We start from the raw sequence: 19,248 nt of genomic DNA, 5'->3' as shown, positions 1-19,248 counted from the left end.
GAAAAAGTGTTCATAAACTAATTTTTATGAACACTTTTTTACTGTTCAAGAATCTTAATCTTTCTCATATAAAGCGTCGGACGAGCCAATAAATTTTTCCTTTCTCGCCCCCAAACCAAGAAATTTTCGTCAAACCAAGGCAAAAAACCTGTAATTTGTTCATTACCTAATTCTTCATAAACGCCTTTAGCTACAATTTCACCAGTATTTGTATCAAGCAGGTTTGTATAGATTACATTTCCAAATTGACAAGCACCCATAATTCGATTTTTAGTCACTAAAAAACGCATAGCAGGTTTTACGTTTGATTCTAAAATATCAATTTTATTTGAAGTTTGGGTGCGTAAACGTAGTGTATTAATAAAATTGGTTAGACCATCTAAAACAATGACCGAGTTCCATACAAAATTTGCTTCATAGTCGAGTTTGCAAACCATGCTGTAATCATATTTAATTTTACCAGTATATTCTTGGTTAGAAATTGCTGCATCGAAGAAATCAAAGACACACATTAGTCCATTATCAACTTGTTTTAATTGATGAACAATCGCATAAGGAGGTGTTTTTTGATTTTTATTTAACAAATTTGTGAATGCTGAAAATTCGGTATATTTAACTTTTTCAGGAGAAAAGTTTTCATCTAAGCAAGCAGCATATAAACCTCTCACACGGAAGGAAAGTCCAGTTGTGTAAGTGCCAATGACAAATAATTTATCACCAATCCTGATAGTCTTTGCTTCGTTGAATTGCTTTTTATCATTCAAAATAGTATAACTATTAAGTTGATTACCTTCTTTTGAGTATTTTTTTATGAGAAGGTTTCCGCCTTTTTGTTGCTTCAAAATAACCGTAAAGCTTTCATTATCAGCATAAAGTGACAAAAATTGAGCATTTTTGTTGAGCAAATTTGGTAATACTTTAACCGTTCCGTCTTTCACATGAAATACCATTACAACGGGGCGTTCTTTGTATTTACAAGCAATAAAACAATCTTCATTTACCACACGAAAAGTAAACATTTTGATACCTTCGGGTAAAGAACCTTCTATTTTTTCTTGAATACCAGTTTTGATTGATGTTCGGAGGAGAACCGTTTTGTTTTTTGGTAAAAAACGGTTAAACAGAGCATAATGGAAAACAGAATCAGTTTGTTCGCCAATGAAATCATATTTTGACTCAATCTTGAACTCATTTTTCCAAATATTTTTTACATTTTTATCGTATCCTTCCGTTCGTAGAAAAGTAAACTTTTCGTCTGAATTCAAATCCGACATGATTGTTCCGCTTGCACCAACTGGAATAATATTACTTTGCTGAATAGGCCTAAAAATGAACTCTTCTGTTGTCGGTTGTCCACCTTGTTTGATATGACTTTTGGGGTTAAGATTTGTGGTTGAAAGGCGTGCTGCCGTCAAAATCGACTCAGCTGTTGAATTAAGTCGTTGTGCGATGAGCCGAATATATAGAAAACAGAATATGAGCGAAAGTATATATTTTTTCATCATAAATAAGGTTGAGCCTTGTAAAGTTAGCTTTAGTAATGTCTTATTTCCAAATTATTGGCGGCTTTTCTCTTAAAAAACCGTACTTTTGCAGTTTAGTTTTCAAACGAATAGAGTGTAAATCAAAAAGTTAATTTACAAAAACGATTGACCAATATCTGACCAAATGAATATCGAATTATCATTAAAAAAAGCCATTCAAGAAGCACTTTTGGCATTGTATCAAGTTGATGAGGAAGTTGTTTTACAACCAACTAAAAAGGATTTTGAAGGGAATTATACGTATGTAGTTTTTCCTTTGGTAAAATCATTGCGAAAAAATCCTGCCGAAATAGGAAATGCGATTGGACAATATTTGCAAGAAAAAAATGATTTTGTCAATGGATTTAACGTTGTGCAAGGCTTTTTGAATATTGTATTGAATGATTCAGTTTGGATTGATACTTTAAATGCCATTTTAGCAAACGATAATTTTGGTACTTTGCCAGCAAACGGAAAATCAGTGATGGTTGAGTTTTCTTCGCCAAATACCAATAAACCGCTCCATTTGGGACATTTACGTAATAATTTTTTAGGAGCTGCCGTTTCAAATATTCTTCAAGCAGGAGGATTTGACGTAACTAAAACTTGCTTGGTGAACGACCGTGGAGTGCATATTTGCAAGTCAATGTTGGCATATCAAAAATTTGGTAATGGTGCAACGCCAGAGTCTTTAGGTATTAAAGGTGACCATTTAGCAGGCAAGTTTTATGTAGAATTTGACAAAGCATATAAGGCCGAAATCTCTCAATTAATAACTGAAGGAAAAACTGAAGAAGAAGCAAAAAAAATAGCTCCATTGATGCTTGAAACCCAAGAAATGTTGCAAAAATGGGAGCAAGGTGATGAAGAAACGATGGCTTTATGGCGAAAAATGAATGATTGGGTTTTTGCTGGATTTGCCGAAACGTATCAAAAAATTGGTGTTTCATTCGATAAAGTTTATTACGAATCAAACACGTATTTGCTTGGAAAAGATGTGGTAGATGAAGGTTTAGCCAATGGTATTTTCTTCAAGAAAGAAAATGGTAGCGTTTGGATTGATTTAAAAGAAGAAGGATTGGACGAAAAATTGGTTTTGCGTGCTGATGGGACTTCTGTTTATATCACGCAAGATTTAGGTACAACGGACTTGAAATTTAATGATTATCACAATGACAAATCAATTTGGGTAGTAGGAAACGAACAAGATTATCATTTTCAAGTGCTATTTGCTATCATGAAACGTCTTGGACGTGCCTATGCTGATGGCTGCTATCATTTAAGCTACGGAATGGTTGATTTGCCTTCTGGGAAAATGAAATCTCGTGAAGGAACGGTGGTTGATGCCGATGAATTGGTTGCTGAAATGATTGAAACTGCCGCTGAAACAACCCGTGAACGTGGTAAAATTGATGACTTTAGCAAAGAAGAAGCCGAAAATCTGTTTCAAATGTTAGCTTTAGGTGCATTAAAATATTTTTTACTTAAAGTAGAACCAAAGAAACGAATGTTGTTCAATCCTGCGGAATCAATTGATTTTCAAGGAAATACTGGGCCTTTCATTCAATATACTCACGCTCGTATTTGTTCAATTTTGCGTAAAGCAGAATCGATTCAAGTGCCTGTAAATAAGCAAGTTAAAGCTGTAGATTTATTGAAACCTGAATCTGAATTAATTTATATTTTGAATGAATATCCAGTAGCGGTTAAAAAAGCAGGAGATGATTATTCACCAGCTGTTATTGCCAATTATGTTTATGATTTAGCCAAAACCTTCAATCAATTTTATGCTGAGGTTTCAATTATGAATGAAACTGATTCTGAAAAACAACAATTTAGGCTATCATTAATTAAGGCTGTTGCTGGAACAATTAGCAAAGCAATGGAGTTATTAGGTGTAAAGGTTCCAACTCGTATGTAAACATTACAACAGATGAAAAAAATTATTGTTTTTACAACTATTTCCATTTTAGCAGCGACTAGTCTTATGAGTTTTCGTATTATCAAACATTTATTTTCTAACAAGAAAATGGTATTAGTAAAACCAGCTAGAATTATGGGAAAAGGCTCTTTTTATGATTTTAAATTGAAATCTTTAGATGGTAAAGATGAAATTGATTTTGCTAAATATAAAGGCAAAAAAGTAGTGGTTTTAAATACTGCTTCCGAATGTGGTTATACGCCACAATATGCGGATTGGCAAAAATTTCATAAAGAACATGGCGATAAAGTTGTAGTTTTAGGTTTTCCTGCTAATAATTTTGGTGGACAAGAACCAGGAAGTAACAAAGAAATTGCTACTTTTTGTCAAAAAAACTATGGTGTTACATTTCAAATGCTTGAAAAAGTAAGTGTTGTAGGAAATGACCAACATCCTTTATATAAATGGTTGACTAACAAAGATTTAAATGGTTGGAATGACAAAGCTCCAACTTGGAATTTTTGTAAATATGTTATTAATGAAAAAGGTGAAGTGAGTCACTTTTTTGCTTCAGGTGTAAAACCAAATTCTCCTGAATTTTTGAATGCAGTCGGCTTATAATCTATTTTGAATGATGGTAATATATTTTACCATCATTCACCTATTTTATCATTGAAATTATGAAGCATTGGCTTTCCGCAGCTCGCCCACGTACGCTTCCATTAGCGTTGGCGAGTATTTTTATGGGTAGTTTTTTGGCGGCATCTGTTGCCAAATTCGATTGGTTGATATTTGCTTTATGCTGTTTAACCACTATTGCCTTACAAATACTTTCTAATTTTGCCAATGACTATGGCGATACCCAAAATGGAGCTGATTTGGCTGGAAGAGTTGGCCCAGAACGTGCGGTACAATCAGGTGCAATTACACCTAAACAAATGTTAAATGGCATTATTTTCTTGGCAATACTTTGTTTGTTATTTGGCATTTCATTGTTGTATTTTTCTTTTAAAGATGCCTCAAAAAATGAATTTTTAGGCTTTTTTGCACTTGGATTGTTGTCAATGCTTGCAGCATATACCTATACTGCAGGGAAAAAACCTTATGGATATGCAGGTTTAGGAGATATTTCAGTTTTGATATTTTTTGGATTAGTTGGGGTTTTGGGAAGTAATTATTTATTCACTAAAACATTCGATTGGATGAATGTTTTGCCTGCTTTGAGTTGTGGATTTTTTGCAACAGGAGTTTTAAATATTAATAATATAAGAGATATTGAATCTGACACACGTGCAGGCAAAAAGACTATTCCAGCACGGTTAGGTAGACAAAGTGCAGTTGCTTATCATTGGATTTTACTCATTTTAGGAATGAGTAGTATACTGGTTTTTAGTATTTTACAAGGTGAATACAAATTTCAATATATGATATGTTTTCCTTTGTTTTTAATGAATGGATTTAAAGTTTCTCGTTTGCCAAATCCTGACCCGATGCTTAAACAAATGGCCCTTTCAACATTAGTTTTTGTAATCGTTTTTGGAGTAACTCAGTTATTTTAATCTACATCCACAAAAGAAATTTGCTTCAATTTCTTTTGTGGAAAAATGTTTTATTTAATGTTTTTTTGTTTCAAGCTTTCCAAAAATTTCATTTCATTTGCTCGTATTTTAACTACCACTCTTCTATTTTTTCTGCGTCCTTCTGGAGTTGAGTTGGTCTCAACTGGGCGAGTTGCCCCATAGCCAGCAATAGCCAATCTTTCAGCAACAACTCCATGACTTTTGAAGTATAACGCTACCGTTTTTGCCCTCAATTCGGACAGTTTTTTATTATTTAATTGATTTCCGCTACTGTCTGCGTGACCTTCAATAAAAATTTCGGTGTACGGATATTGGTTAAGAACACTCGAAATATCATCTAAAGTAGATTTGGCATCTACAGTTAAACTTTCAGAGCTAGACTCAAAATAAAAATCAGGTTGAAAAGTAATATTAATACCATCGGCAGTACGAACGATTTCGGCTTTATTGGCAGTCGCTCCAATCAAATCGGTGGCCAATTGGTCGAGCATTTTTCCTATTTTAACGGCAGCTTCAGCAGCAGCAGGATTTTTTTTACGATTATTTTTTTCGTTTTTGGTAATTTTTTTTGATGAATTACAAGAAACAAGCAGAGCCATTAAAATGGCAATCCCTGCGAATAGACGCAATAATTTCATACGACAAGAAGGTTTATAAGCAACGTAAGTAAATAACTTTGCTGAAAGCAAAATAATTAATGTGTAAAATTGGCAAAAAAAAAATGTAATTGGCAAGCTATTTGGTTAAAAAATTATCAAACGGTATCATAATTAATATTTTAGTAAAAACTTTTTGGTAAAAAGTATTGAGTACACAGGCATAAAATTTATCTTTGCTAAATAAAAAATGAACGTTTTTTTCTTCCAAAGCAATATTCAAGTAATTTCATGTAAACGCATGAATCTAAATTATCTAAAAACTTATGAGAAAAGTATTTTACCCTTTTTTTGCACTTTGCTTAACCATTTGTTCACTACAAACACAGGCTCAACAAACTGCTTCTGAATTCTTTGATATTGGTGTTAATAAAAGTAAAGCAGGTGATTATATCGGAGCTTCGCAAGCATATAGTACTGCGATTGCAATGAACCCCGAAAACTCAACCAGTTATTATAACCGTGGTTTAGCCAAACAACAATTGAAAGACCATCGTGGTGCGATTTTGGATTTTGACCGTACAATTGATTTAGATTCAAAAAATGCTTTGGCTTATTTGTACCGTGGAAAAAGCAAAAGCGACCAAGATGATCATCGTTCGGCTTTACAGGATTACAATCGTACCATTGAATTAAATCCAGAAGATGCACTTGCGTATTTGTACCGTGGAATGACAAGAGCTAAATTATTAGATTATCGTCGTGCGATTCAAGATTTTACGAAAGTTGTTGATTTGAATACTGAAGATGACAAAAAATACCAAGCTTATTTTTCTCGTGGTGCGTGTAAATCACGTTTAGATGATTTTCAAGGTAGTATTGTAGATTTTACTAAAGCCATTGATATGAATCCAAAACGTTCACAATCATTTGCTAGTAGAGGTTTTAGCCGTTTAAAAATTAATGATTTTACTGGTTCAATTAAAGATTTTGATGAAGCTGTAAAACTTAATCCAGAAGATAGTGAGTCGTATTTTAACCGTGGTTTTGCAAAAACAAAAATTGAAGATTTCCGTGGTGCAATGAACGATTATGATAAGGCGATTCAGCTTGACCCGCAAAATGTTCGTGCTTATTATGGAAGAGGATTTTGTAATAGTAAATTAGGAAGTCAACGTGATGCAGTTAACGATTTAACAAAAGCTATCGAAGTTAATAATGTTAATATTGACTCTAAAGTGTATTATACTGGTCGTATGACTAAAAATACTTTGGATGAATTACGCAATGTTGTTCAAGAAAGAAGCAGAATCAATGAGTTTTCTGATGACCGTTCTGAGGCTTTTTATAGCCGTGGAATTTCTAAATTTAAAACTGGCGACGGAAAAGGAGCGATTTCAGATTTGAATAAATCAATCGAATTGAATCCAACTTATGCTGAAGCTTATTTCTCTCGTGGTTTAGTGCGTTCGTCAATGGGATTACAAAAAGAAGCTTTGCAAGATTGTTCAAATGCTATCAAATTGAATCCTAAATACGGCGAAGCATATTATGTAAGAGGAATTATCAAACATGCTTTAGGCGATGAAAATGCAGGATGCTATGACCTAAGCCGTGCAGGTGAGTTAGGCTATTCTGCCGCTTATAATGTTATCCGTGAATATTGTAACTAATAGTAGAATGATATTTATAAAAAAACTCCGTCGGAAGGCGGAGTTTTTTTGTTTTATAAAATGTTAATAGTGCGTTCTCACAATTCTAATAAAGTTTCTGAATCACATTGAAAAATGAATTGAACACTTTCTGCTAAATCAGATTCAGAGATTTTTCTTACTTGCCAATCAAAACTTCCTGCGTACTTTTCGGTTATTTTTTCAGCTTTTCTCATTATTTCAGCAATAAATGGATGTTTCGGTTTTCCAATATTCTGTCCGAAATCTTGAATATCAGCTTTAAACATCAAGTTTACTGGAATTTTGTACATTTGTCCATTTCTAGCAGCACAAATTGGCACAGCTTCATAAATTGGTGAAGATGAATATTCGCCCATTTTTTTCTGAGCCATTTTATATTCATCGTCAGTTTCACCAAAAATAATAGCTACTTTTTTTCTACTAGCGGTTACACGTTCTTCGATTAAACTATCAATTTTTTCAAGTAAATGACGGAGTGCAACCGTATTTTTGCCGCTTCTGATGCGTTCTCGAACAGATTGACGAATAAAATACGTAATTGATTGTGTAACCGTCAAGCCTATTTCTGCCATTTGCTTGAAAATCAAAGACGAAGGCGACATTCCAGGCAATGTATTAGGGTCATGTAATAACACACGACTATCAGGTGTAAGAAATCCATCAATTCGGGTTACTACACTAAATCCTAAATTATTGAAAGTTTTGAGTAAACTTTCGTGGATTTTATGCAAATTTTCAAGACTTGTTTCTACTGGAATTCTTTTCTTGGTAACGTTTGATTTGTATTTTGATTTAAAGTCAAATGTTTGAATTTCGCCATAAATTTCGGTTGGAGGTAAGGCAACTGCCGTGCCATCGTCATGCTGAATAACACCACAAGAAAATTCTTGTCCAACCACAAACTCTTCAATCATCACATGGTCTTCTGCATTTGCTGAAATGGCTGTTACAGACTCTAATGTAAATAATTGTGCATCCAATTCTTCCATTAATTCAATTGGATGGTGTAAGGTTTTTCCGTTAACGGTGAGTGGAAATCCGATACCTTCATCAAGATTGGATGTTTTTTCCATTAAATGTCTTTTCTGACGGTCGGTCATTTTTTCCCATTCTTTTTTCAAGAAAGTAGTTTCAAAAAAACATTGTTGAATGGCTTTTGTAAACTCATCTAAGCTTCTTTTTCTTACAATTGCCACACCAATCGACGAGCCTTGATGTGGAGCTTTTACCACAAATGGAAACCCAATATTGTTAATTAAATCGGTAAACATTTTTGAGCGGTCGGCTACTTGCCACTCTTCACGAGTGAAAGTAATCATCTTCTTTTTTTGCCCCGTTACTAGCGAAATAAGTTTATTTTGCATCGGCTTGTCAATACCAACCGACGAACCCATTAGACCTGGCCCCATATATGGAATTCCGTACCATTCCAATAAACCTTGAATCGCACCATCTTCGGCTTGAGGGCCGTGCATAATGGTAAATGCAAAATCCATTATTTGAGAGAAATCGGCTGGTTGAATTTGCTTACCAACTTTATAAATTAATTTATAAAGTTGGGTTTCGTTCAATTCACCAAGTGATTCGATATAAACCCTAAAACCACGGTTAAGATTTTTTGAAGGGAAAAAATCACGAATTGATTCTTCGTAAAGTAGTTCTGGATTTATCTGAATGAAATGCCCTAAACTATCGACAAAAATAGGAATTGGCTCAAAAATTCCTTTGTCTATATGTTCGAAGGCAGTTTTTCCGCCTAAATACGAGATTTCTCTTTCACGTGCTTGTCCACCGAAGAAAACACCGACTCTGATTTTATTTGCCATTATTTAATTTTATGTGCAGTTTTTACTGCAAAAAAAGTCTAATATTTCAAGATTCTGATTCCGATTGCAAGATAATAAAAAAGCCACTTGCAAAAACAAGTGGCTTGAATTTTTAAGCTTAAATTATCAATAAAAGCATATTTTAGTACCTAGAATGCAGGAACTAAGTTTATAGCTTCAACTTTTTTGATTTCAGGTACGGCTTTTAAAATAGCTTCTTCTAGACCTGCTTTGAACGTCATAGATGACATTGGGCAAGTACCACAAGCTCCCAGCAGTTCAAGCATTACCGTGAAGTCTTCGGTTATTTCTACAACTCTTACATTTCCGCCATCGGTTTGTAAGTAAGGTCTAACGCTATTTAAAGCTGTTTCTACTTTTTCTATTAAATTTTCCATTAAAGCCTTTTTCAGCAAAGATATATTTGTAAATTAATAAAAAGTCAGAAAAGTTCTGCATTTGTATTTTTTTTGAAAGATAGCTTTTAAATTTAATGAAAAAAGCCATATTTCTTGAAAATTGTACTTATCGCACTTCAACTCTAACTGTTTTTTCGCCTGAGGCATTTCGGATAGCCACTTGTCGAGCGAGAGCTTCGGCCGCATTTTTGAAAGCTTCACTAACAATTGGTTCATCATCCATCATCACTGGTCTTCCATCATCTCCACCTTCTCTGATGCTTTGTACAATAGGAATTTGTCCTAAAAGTGGCACATTTAATCTTTCGGCCATTTCTTTTCCACCATCTTTTCCAAATAAATAATATTTATTGTCTGGAAGTTCGGCAGGTGTGAAGTAAGCCATATTTTCAACAATTCCTAGAATCGGAACATTGATTTGCTGTTGACGAAACATCGAAATTCCTTTTGTGACGTCAGCTAATGCCACTTTTTGTGGCGTAGTTACCACAACTGCACCCGTTAATGGTACTGTTTGTACCAATGTTAAATGAATATCACTTGTGCCAGGTGGTAAATCTATTAAAATATAATCTAAATCGCCCCAATCTACATCACCAAAGAACTGACGTAATGCTTGACTTGCCATTGGCCCACGCCATACAACTGCACTATCAGCAGGAGTCAGAAAGCCTATCGAAATCATTTTGATACCGTATTGCATGATTGGAGTAATCATGTTTTTACCGTCTTTTTGAGTAATGAGTGGTTGCATGTTTTCAGCACCAAACATAATTGGAATAGATGGCCCCGAAATATCTGCATCAATGATACCAACTTTAGCTCCAGATTTTTTGAGAGCCATTGCCAAATTAACGGTTACTGTTGATTTACCAACGCCACCTTTACCCGATGAAATGGCAATAATATTTTTTACACCTGCTAAAACAGGAGCATTATTACGAATAGATGTAACATCGGCAGTCATATTGACCGTTACTTTTACATCAGGATTGAGGTGCTGATGGATGGCGTCTGTACAGTTTTTCTTGATAAGCTCCTTTAACGGACAAGCTGGGGTTGTTAAAACAACTGTAAATGAAACTTGATTGACTCCAACTTCAATATCACGAATCATATTGAGGGTAACGAGGTCTTTTTTTAAATCTGGCTCCTCAACAGTACTGAGGGCTTGAAGTATTTTTTCTTTGGTGATTGTTAGTTCTCCCATTATTTAGACTTTCATTAATCTGATTATTCAGATCTAATTTTATGATTTTTAATTGGACTTTCAAACGATGGTTTGTCCTTTGAAAACTGACACTTCTGAGCCTTCGGCGAGTAGAACCGATGTGGGTTGAGTACCTTTTAAAAAAGCGAAATCGTCGCCATAAAGTTCCTTAAAATTACATAAGATATGGTAGTTTTTTACAGGGTGTATGTTCCATCTTGGATGCTCAACTTGGTATTCATTGGTTTTTTGAGCAGAAAAACCAGCATAACCCCAATAATGTTCGGTAATAAATTCTTCTTCGCTGCCTTTTTCAATCGGTAAAATGCCCGAATCTGCACTAACTTGTATGTGGTTCCAACCAGATTTTGATTTCCATAAATATTTTACAAACAGTTCACCATCAGTTTTCTGAATATGGTGTTTGCATGGGTGTGTAGCATATTTTTCGTTATAAAGTGTATTCGCAACTAGGGTTATCATAAATTTAGGAACAATTTCTTTGATAAAAACTACACCTCGTTTCCACTGACCATTGTCTTTATATCGAACATAAAAACGTAAATTTACTTCATCAAAATTGGTATGAAAAGGAAATTTTATACCCAAAACCTTAGTTTCGAGAAATTGAAAACCAACCAAACTTACGTAGCATCGGTTGTTCCAAGTATCCAATTCGGTTTTATAAGGTAAATATTTTTTTAAAATTTCAGGCGAAATTTCATAGTTTGCCATCACCAGATTACTCCATTGAGCTTTAAGGAAAGTTTTACCAGACATTTTAGAGGGAATTAAAATTTTGTTGATAAAGTAATGTAAAAACTGACGAATCAATGCAAATATTCGCATCAATTCGTCAGTTTTTACATTTTTAATGCAATGATTTAGGCGGCAACTAGTTGAGAACGAACAAATTCGATTTCACTTGAAACGTCGATTTTTGTACTAAAACCATCTAGTTTTCTTAATAAATCATTCAAGAATTTTTGGTGAGCTGGCGTGTCAATTTGAACAGGACGGTGGTTGAGCGACATTTTTACTTTATTCCACTCTTTCAAAAAAACATTTAAGTCTTCGGTGAAATATGTTTCTCCAAATTTTTCAAAAATATATTGTTCGGCTTGCTCGTTGGGATGAATTAAATCAGGTTTATAAAATCGATAATCACGTAAATCGTCCAACATGATTTCATAACTAGGAAAATAATGAACGTCGTTGAAATCTTGCTCTAAATGATAGCAAGCCGTACGAAGAATACTTTTACTGACTGAATTGAGCTGTAAAGTTTCACGGGTGTGACGTACTGGACTGACTGTCAAAAGGATTTTTATTTTATTGTTTTGCATTTTCAATGCCTCATACATAGGTCGAAAACGTAATAAAATTTCTTTGACGGTCAGCATCTCTTTTTTGAAATTTGATGCAGGTGTTTTATGACAATTGGATACAATTTGGCTGTTTTCCTTGAGTTGATATACAATTGAAGTGCCAAGTGTAATGACCAAAAAATTTGCTTTTCGTAAAAATTGATTAACTTTATTATGGGTTTGGTTTAATTCTTTTTCTAGTTCCTCCTTTGAGTGAGCATAGAATTTTGAATGAAAATCATAATGTTGCCAAATTCCTTCGTGTTCGAGCATTAAATGCTTAAAAACTGGCTGATTTTGTAGGCTGTGACTCACCAATTTGAAAATCGAAGAGGGATTAAAAACTGTCCCGTACGGGTTACAGAGGCATTGCAGTTTGTTATCAGTTAGCTGACTCCCAATGACTTCGGAAAAACACGAGCCGACTGTCATAATTTTCGAGTCAGTGCTGATTTTGAAGTGAGCTGGAGCTACTTCAATCTCAGTACGAAAATCCATTTTATTTCTTTTTAGGGGTTAGTTTATAGGAGCTATTAAGTACTTGATAATCAATAGCTTGCGAAAGTAAATCTTAGCTTGGAATGATGCAAGTTATTTCGCAAAAAAAAGTTTTTTTTAACTTTAATGACAAATTCAAAAGAAGTAAATTATAATAAAAATGTGGAATGATAAGATTATTTTCATAAATCTAGGTATTCCACATTATAAAACGGCTTGATTAAATGTACTATTTTAAAAATTCTGCTACTTCTTTGTTTCGTTTTGCTACGTGTTCTTTTAATTTTTCAAGTTCTAGTATGAAATCTTCGGACTTATTTAAGTGAGAATAAGGCTTTTGTTCTTTTTCATTGCCAATAACAAAAGGAGTAATAAGCCGATGATTTTTTTCAAAAAGAGCATTCATCTTGTCTTGTGTAAATACTTTGTTATTAAAGTCTTGCACATATTGTTTATATTTTGCGTAATAAAAAACGTCTTCAGCGATGAATCGGATGAGAGGCCAATCTTTCCCAACTTCTTTCATTGAAAGCGAAGTGCCTTTTCCCATTGGGCCGCCCATCATCGGTGGCTGAAAACCAGCAGGTGGCTTAAATCCTTCAGACGTTTTAAATCCATCTGGTGGCTTGAATCCTTCTGGCATTTCCATTTTTAAGCCAAGCGATTGGTCATTATCCCAAGGAATCCAAGTGAGTTTTTCGGTCGGAGAATGATATAAATAATAGTTATGTGGTAATGCTCCATAAGTATCCCAATTAACGATAACATTATTAACAGCGAGCCACTTAATAAAATGGTCAATGTTGAAGGTTTTTTCTAAATCTGTTCGCCATTTTATTTCATTTGTTGTACGTTCTGTACTATTGAGGGCATTAACAAAGGCTTTTACATCGTTCCAATCTGCTTGTTTTTTATTATTTTTTTTCTCGAATTGCTCTTTTTTGAATTGAGTAAAATTTGATTCAGGTTTATAAATATTTCCAACGGAAACCTTTGTGTCAAATTGGTTTTTAACCATCGTGTCTTCAATTACTTCGACAAGTGTGTAAACGCCACAATATTTTTTCCCTTCACCAAAATCAATATAAACTTTATAGAAAGCCGTTTGAGCTGCAGGAATTCCTGCAGCTCGGAAAATATCAGCGGTTACTTTTTCACGTATTAGCGATTTATCGCTCATACTTGGTGAAAAAGAAAGCTTTTCAAAGCCGTATAATTTTTGATTTTTCTTATTTTGTTCAAACTCACTAAAATCTAATCTAAAAGGCAATTTATAAACTCCTCTTCCCCACGACATCATTAAACTTGAATTTCCTTTTAACCGAAAAGCAACATTTGGATAGGTTTTTCCTCTAAATTTCACTGAAACTGACACATAGTTTGGTTCACCTTTTCCAAAATTCAACATTCCTTCATTTCCGAAATTCGATGGTGATATTTTCCTCATATTAGGCATTCCCACCTGACCAAAATCATTGCCATACTTTCGTTTCATATCAGCTCTGACACTGTCCCATTGTTTTTTTGAAAGCATTATTTCAAGTGTATTTACTTTGTTTTGTGGGAAAACTATCGAATAATTCGGTTTTTTTGCTGGAGGTTTTGCGGCAAAAGTAGCAACCGAAAGTAAAGTCAACAGAACGATTTTTGTTATTTTTATAAGATTGAAATTTTTCATTTGATAGAAGAATATTAAATTTCAATAAATAATATACTTTTTTAGTGAAAAATTTCATAGTGTAGAAGCATCATTTATCTGTGTAGATGCTAAAGCTTTCAAAGGTGCTTTTTAGCGTTATTCTACACAAATGGCGGTTTTCTATACACAAATCAATAAATTTGTTGATTAAAGATAATAATTGAGTTAATTGTCGTTTGTTATTTTCAATCAAAGTTTATTCATGAAAATCCTAGAACGATATTCGATTCTTCTTCATATAATTGGATGGATAGTTTTTATCACCGTTCCTCTACTTTCATTACCCGTGAGTAATGTTTTTAGTCGCCCAAACTTTACGGTTTTTGTATTACCACAAATTATTGTTACGCTATTTTTAATAATAATTTTCTATCTAAACCTTAATTTTTTTACGCCAAATCTTCTTATCAAGCAAAATACAACAAGCTTTTTTCTATACTTATTTGCTGGCTTTATCATATTATCTTTAATAAATATGGCAATATTTGAGTTTTATTTAAAAGATGCATTATTTAAAATTGGAGTGGTCAATAGTCCACAACCGCCTCCACCATCACCTGATGATTTTAGGCCGTCTCCCAATTTTGGTAAAAATATTCCACCGCCATTTGGCAGAAATATTCCACCACCAACTTTTTTTTCGTTTCGTTTTTTTGCCATAGGTATTTCATATATTTTAGTCATTTTTGCGAGTTCAATTTTAGCTTTGATAAACGAAAGGATTCGTAGTTATGATGAGAAACAACAAATTATTCTTGAGAAAACTGCTGTCGAATTAGCGGTTTTAAAACTTCAAGTTAGTCCACATTTTTTGTTCAATACACTCAATAATATTCGTTGGTTAGCAAGACAAAAATCAGAAAAAACCGAAGATGCAGTTGTGAAATTATCTCAATTGCTACGTTATATGTTATATCAAACGAGTACTGATAAAGTTTCTTTAGCACAAGAAATAGAGCATTTGAATAATTATATAAGCCTACAAAAAATGCGATTGACGGAAAAAGATTTGATTGAATTTATTTGCTATGGCAATACGAAAAGTATTTATATTGAACCGTTATTGTTTATTCCTTTTGTTGAAAATGCTTTCAAGTACGGACTTCATAATCAAGAAAAAAGTTTGATAAAAATAGGTATTGCTGTGAGCGAAGGAATATTGCATTTTTATGCTGAAAACAAGGTTTTTGGAGCAAATATCAGTGTTGAAAATAGCGATTCAGGCATTGGTATTCAGAATGTTGAACGACGTTTGGCATTGCATTATCCCGAAAAACACGAGTTATTGATTCAGAATATTGATTCAATTTTTAAGGTTGATTTAAAAATAAAACTTTCGTGATGTCTAAAATAAATTGTATTGCCATTGATGATGAGCCATTTGCCCTTGAAATTTTGGCGGATGATATTCAGAAAATATCCTTTTTAAATTTGCTTGGAAAATTCTCAAATCCGCTCGATGCTTGGGAACTCATCAAGGATGGAAAAGTTGACTTGATTTTTTTGGATATTCAGATGCCAGTTATTACAGGAACCCAGTTTTTGCGTACACTTCCGTCGCCTCCAATGGTGATTTTTACGACCGCTTACCAACAATATGCACTCGAAGGATACGATTTGAATGTCATTGATTATTTATTGAAACCAATTCCATTTGACCGATTTTTAAAAGCTGTTAATAAAGCTGAAGAGCTGTTTCGATTGCGTTTGAAGGAGAATGTGGTACCTGTTTTGGACGAAAATAATTACTTTTTTATACATGCAGAATATAAGCAAATCAAGATATATTTTGATGATGTTTTGTACATTGAAGGTTTGAAAGATTATGTGAAAATATTTCTTAAAAATCAACCAAAACCTATTTTAACTCGGCTGAATTTAAAGATGATGGAAAAGAAACTTCCGTCGAATACTTTTTGTCGAGTCCATCATTCGTTTATTGTTTCTTTACCGAAAATCACTTCTTTTCAAAAAACTAAACTATTAATTGATAAACAAGAAATTCCGATTGGGAAGAAATTCACTGAATTGTTTGAACAAAAATACAGTAATTGATTTCTACAAAATTATACTAGCAATAGACACATTACATTAATGTTTCTACACTTGCCTAAATCGATACATCCAAATTTTGTAGCGGTGCGTCTATGTTCATAAAACCAATATAAACGACCACTCATGAAAAGGATTTTTATTTGCTTTCTACTAACTACTTTTTGGCTTCCAATAAAGGTATTTGCACAGACACCAAAACCAACTGATGTAAACAATCAAATTATCAAAGATGAGTTTTACAATAATATTGCTCTACCAACGATTTTGGCAGATTTAGAGAAAAAATATTCATTCAAAATTCTTTATGATAAAACAGCTTTGAAAGATTTGACTGTGACTTATTGGTTTGCCAATGAAACATTACAAAATGGGTTAAAAGCTATTTTTAAAAAATTACCGTTTAAAACTTATGTTGATGAAAACGGTTTTTTAAATATTGTTTCAAAAAATGTCAAAGTTGAAACCGCCGTTGACAGACAATATAAAGGGAATGCTGAAAAAGTTGATTTTACCCTAACTGGAAGGGTTGTAGATTATACAAGCGGAGAAAACCTCCCTTTTGCATCGGTTACGGTGAAAGGCACAAAACTTGGTTCTCAAACCAATGTTGATGGTTATTTTACGATACAAAAAGTGCCTGCAGATACAGTTACGCTTGAAGTCAGGTATGTGGGTTATCGCACCAGGTATTTTCACTTGAATCCAAAATTAAATATCAATGATCTAAAAATTGAAATCGAACCAGCAATTGGAGTTTTGGAAGAAGTTGTAGTGGAAGGTGAAAAAACGGAGGTTTTGAAAGCCAATGAAATTGTTGGAATGATAAAAATGACTCCACGAAATATTGCAAAATTACCAAATGTAGGCGAGCGAGACCCATTTCGAGCATTTCAGTTGATGCCAGGGGTGAGTGCATCCAACGAATCGTCGTCGGGTTTATATGTGCGAGGTGGTACTCCCGACCAAACTTTGGTACTTTACGATGGTTTTACAGTGTATCATGTTGACCATCTTTTTGGTTTTTTCTCGGCTTTCAATTACAATGCAATCAAAGATATTCAGCTTTATAAAGGTGGTTTTGATGCAAAATTTGGTGGGAGAATTTCTGCTGTTGCCGAAATTACTGGCAAAGAAGGCAATAAAAAAGAGTTTAATGCTGGCGTCGATATTAGTTTATTGAGTGCCAATGCTTATGTAGAAACACCACTTGGCTCGAAATTTACTTTTTTAGCAGCTGCTCGAAGGTCATATAAAGGGCCGCTTTATAATAAATTATTCAAAAGATTTACAAGTAGTAATCAAACGCAGCAGAGTGGGCCTCAAGGTGGTTTTCCAGGTGGAGGACGATTCGGCAGTTTTTCTGCTACGCAGGTGGCGAGTTCATACTTTTATGACCTCAATTCTAAACTTACTTATACGCCAAATAAAAAAGATATTTTGTCTTTGAGTTTATATAATGGCACTGATAATATGGATAATTCATCAAGTTCTGATTTGGGTGGACTTGGTGGTTTTGGTGGAAGAAATATTGGCTTGAATACGTCAAATACGGATGTGTCTAATTGGGGGAATTTGGGTGGAAGCTTAAAATGGTCTCGAAGATGGAGTGATAGATTTTATAGTAATTCCTTGATTTGTTATTCAAATTATTATAGTAATCGAGACAACAGCCGAAATATTACCACTACCAGAGATGGTGTAACAAGAGATGTGAAAATTGGACAAATTGAAGACAATAATTTGAACGATTTTACGGCCAAAACTGATTTCGAGTGGAAAGTTTTTTCAGGAAATCAGCTAGATTTTGGTTTGCAATTCACCAAAAATATCATCAAATATACTTATAGTCAAAATGATACGGTGAAAGTCTTGGACCGCAATGACCGTGGTAGCACAGCGACTTTTTATATACAAGATAACATAAAATTGTTCAATGATAAATTGCACTTAAAGCCAGGTATTCGTACAACATATTTTGATGTGACTAAGAAAAATTACATTGAACCACGTTTTTCGGTCAATTATAATATTACGAAACAGTTAAAAATTAAAGGAGCGGCGGGCATTTATTATCAATTTGTGAAACAAATCAACCGAGAAGATATTTCTAACGGAAACCGTAACTTTTGGGTTCTGTCAAACAATGAATCATTGCCTGTTACAAAATCAAATCACTTAATTTTGGGGGGAAGCTATGAAATTACTGATTACTTATTTGATGTTGAATTTTATCAGAAAAATAGTACAAATATCACTGAATATACACTCCGTTTTGTGCCGAAAATTGGTCAAGGTTTAAGTGCGAGCGAAACGTTTTTCAATGGTTCTGAAATTGTACGTGGGGTTGATGTTTTGATACAAAGAAAATTTGGAGATTTTAATGGTTGGATTGGCTACACTTTAGCTGAAGCAAAACGAAACATTACGGCATTTTCTGATAAAGCATATTATTCTGACCAAGATGTACGTCATCAATTTAAGGCCATCGGTTCGTATAAATACAAGAAATGGGATTTTGCTGCAACATGGATTTTTTCATCAGGACGACCATATACATCAATTTTGGGTGCTTATCAATTAGAGTTATTAGATGGCTCAGTTAAAAACTTTACCAATCCGTCAGATAAAAATGCCAACCGTTTTTCTGATTATCACCGCATGGATGTATCGGCTACCTATAATTTCAACGCAAACTTTAATGTAGGCTTCTCAATTTTCAATTTGTATAATCGAAGTAATAATTGGTACAAGCGATTCCAAGTAATCACAGAAGATGACGTGACTGCATTACAGATTACGAACGTGAATTATTTGGGCATTACACCAAATATTGTTTTAAGCTGGAAGTTGAAATAATGGT

Annotated in this window: 15 protein-coding genes; 7 read left to right on the top strand and 8 right to left on the bottom strand. The window is 33.8% G+C overall.

Features of this window, described 5'->3' with window-relative positions:
* Positions 1 to 38: 38 nt before the first annotated feature.
* Positions 39 to 1,502, bottom strand: coding sequence for a hypothetical protein (locus tag MJQ71_RS09155; RefSeq protein ID WP_238806274.1), 1,464 nt, complete (start codon positions 1,500 to 1,502; stop codon positions 39 to 41).
* 166 nt (positions 1,503 to 1,668) lie between these two features.
* Here MJQ71_RS09155 and argS point away from each other — a divergent pair, with 166 nt between their 5' ends.
* The 3 genes from argS to MJQ71_RS09140 are packed head-to-tail and all read left to right on the top strand — an operon-like array spanning position 1,669 to position 5,003.
* Positions 1,669 to 3,444 (top strand): arginine--tRNA ligase, encoded by a 1,776-nt coding sequence (gene argS / locus MJQ71_RS09150; RefSeq protein ID WP_238806273.1) that lies wholly within the window; start codon positions 1,669 to 1,671, stop codon positions 3,442 to 3,444.
* A 12-nt stretch (positions 3,445 to 3,456) separates the two neighbouring features.
* Positions 3,457 to 4,065: a glutathione peroxidase gene (locus MJQ71_RS09145; RefSeq protein WP_238806272.1), complete on the top strand. Its 609-nt coding sequence runs from the start codon at positions 3,457 to 3,459 to the stop codon at positions 4,063 to 4,065.
* A gap of 59 nt (positions 4,066 to 4,124) precedes the next feature.
* The gene (locus MJQ71_RS09140; protein ID WP_238806271.1) at positions 4,125 to 5,003 is read left to right on the top strand and encodes a 1,4-dihydroxy-2-naphthoate polyprenyltransferase; all 879 of its coding nucleotides are present in this window, start codon (positions 4,125 to 4,127) and stop codon (positions 5,001 to 5,003) included.
* 50 nt (positions 5,004 to 5,053) lie between these two features.
* On the opposite strand, the gene MJQ71_RS09135 is transcribed toward MJQ71_RS09140, so the two are convergent.
* Positions 5,054 to 5,662 carry an OmpA family protein gene (locus tag MJQ71_RS09135; protein ID WP_238806270.1) on the bottom strand — a complete coding sequence of 203 codons (609 nt, stop codon included), beginning with the start codon at positions 5,660 to 5,662 and terminating at the stop codon, positions 5,054 to 5,056.
* Positions 5,663 to 5,946: 284 nt separating this feature from the next.
* Here MJQ71_RS09135 and MJQ71_RS09130 point away from each other — a divergent pair, with 284 nt between their 5' ends.
* Positions 5,947 to 7,293: a tetratricopeptide repeat protein gene (locus MJQ71_RS09130; protein WP_238806269.1), complete on the top strand. Its 1,347-nt coding sequence runs from the start codon at positions 5,947 to 5,949 to the stop codon at positions 7,291 to 7,293.
* A gap of 77 nt (positions 7,294 to 7,370) precedes the next feature.
* Here the strand turns inward: MJQ71_RS09130 and MJQ71_RS09125 are convergent, their stop codons facing one another.
* The 6 genes from MJQ71_RS09125 to MJQ71_RS09100 form a co-directional block, all read right to left on the bottom strand.
* Positions 7,371 to 9,140, bottom strand: a complete 1,770-nt coding sequence (locus MJQ71_RS09125; RefSeq protein WP_238806268.1) for a D-alanine--D-alanine ligase family protein — start codon at positions 9,138 to 9,140, stop codon at positions 7,371 to 7,373.
* A gap of 149 nt (positions 9,141 to 9,289) precedes the next feature.
* Positions 9,290 to 9,538 carry a NifU family protein gene (locus MJQ71_RS09120; RefSeq protein WP_238806420.1) on the bottom strand — a complete coding sequence of 83 codons (249 nt, stop codon included), beginning with the start codon at positions 9,536 to 9,538 and terminating at the stop codon, positions 9,290 to 9,292.
* A 127-nt stretch (positions 9,539 to 9,665) separates the two neighbouring features.
* Positions 9,666 to 10,769: an Mrp/NBP35 family ATP-binding protein gene (locus MJQ71_RS09115; RefSeq protein WP_238806267.1), complete on the bottom strand. Its 1,104-nt coding sequence runs from the start codon at positions 10,767 to 10,769 to the stop codon at positions 9,666 to 9,668.
* A 60-nt stretch (positions 10,770 to 10,829) separates the two neighbouring features.
* Entirely contained in the window at positions 10,830 to 11,549 is a 720-nt protein-coding gene (locus MJQ71_RS09110; protein ID WP_238806266.1) for a YqjF family protein, read from the bottom strand.
* 104 nt (positions 11,550 to 11,653) lie between these two features.
* Positions 11,654 to 12,634, bottom strand: a complete 981-nt coding sequence (locus tag MJQ71_RS09105) for a GSCFA domain-containing protein (RefSeq protein WP_238806265.1) — start codon at positions 12,632 to 12,634, stop codon at positions 11,654 to 11,656.
* Between the two features lie 229 nt (positions 12,635 to 12,863).
* The gene (locus tag MJQ71_RS09100; RefSeq protein WP_238806264.1) at positions 12,864 to 14,312 is read right to left on the bottom strand and encodes a CotH kinase family protein; all 1,449 of its coding nucleotides are present in this window, start codon (positions 14,310 to 14,312) and stop codon (positions 12,864 to 12,866) included.
* Positions 14,313 to 14,535: 223 nt separating this feature from the next.
* Between MJQ71_RS09100 and MJQ71_RS09095 the strand changes: the two genes are divergently transcribed.
* The 3 genes from MJQ71_RS09095 to MJQ71_RS09085 all read left to right on the top strand — a co-directional run bounded on the left by MJQ71_RS09095 (position 14,536) and on the right by MJQ71_RS09085 (position 19,244).
* Positions 14,536 to 15,675, top strand: a complete 1,140-nt coding sequence (locus MJQ71_RS09095) for a sensor histidine kinase (RefSeq protein WP_238806263.1) — start codon at positions 14,536 to 14,538, stop codon at positions 15,673 to 15,675.
* A complete protein-coding gene (locus tag MJQ71_RS09090) occupies positions 15,675 to 16,388 on the top strand; it encodes a LytR/AlgR family response regulator transcription factor (RefSeq protein WP_238806262.1) in 714 nt (237 codons plus the stop codon). Before MJQ71_RS09095 ends, MJQ71_RS09090 begins: the two co-directional genes overlap by 1 nt.
* A gap of 123 nt (positions 16,389 to 16,511) precedes the next feature.
* Positions 16,512 to 19,244 (top strand): TonB-dependent receptor, encoded by a 2,733-nt coding sequence (locus MJQ71_RS09085; protein WP_238806261.1) that lies wholly within the window; start codon positions 16,512 to 16,514, stop codon positions 19,242 to 19,244.
* Positions 19,245 to 19,248: the final 4 nt, after the last annotated feature.

This window comes from Emticicia aquatica (genome assembly GCF_923079645.1).
GTDB lineage: Bacteria > Bacteroidota > Bacteroidia > Cytophagales > Spirosomataceae > Emticicia > Emticicia aquatica.
Note: the sequence above shows the minus strand (reverse complement) of the source record. Positions and strands in the feature narration are given on the sequence as shown.